General features: G+C 55.1%; 1 pseudogene. It reads left to right on the top strand.

Features of this window, described 5'->3' with window-relative positions:
- Positions 1-236, top strand: a pseudogene (locus HBA93_RS23510) (GumC family protein); the annotation flags it as partial.

Genomic DNA, 236 nt, shown 5'->3' with positions numbered 1-236 from the left:
CCGAAAGTATTCGTGCAGCACTGAAAAAAGGTGTGCCGGTCAATAGTCTGCCGGAGGTGATGTCCTCAGGCATTATGCAGCAGCTCAATGAACGCCGTGGTGCATTGATGGCTGAGATTGCCAATCTGTCGACCACGTTGCTGGACGGGCATCCGCGTCTGCAGGGCTTGCGTGCACAATTGGCTGATCTCGACCGGCAGATCCGGCAAGAAGGCAATACGATTCTCAAGAGCCTC

Source organism: Ochrobactrum sp. SFR4, assembly GCF_019730395.1.
In the GTDB taxonomy this organism is placed as follows: Bacteria; Pseudomonadota; Alphaproteobacteria; order Rhizobiales; family Rhizobiaceae; genus Pseudochrobactrum.
Note: the sequence above shows the minus strand (reverse complement) of the source record. Positions and strands in the feature narration are given on the sequence as shown.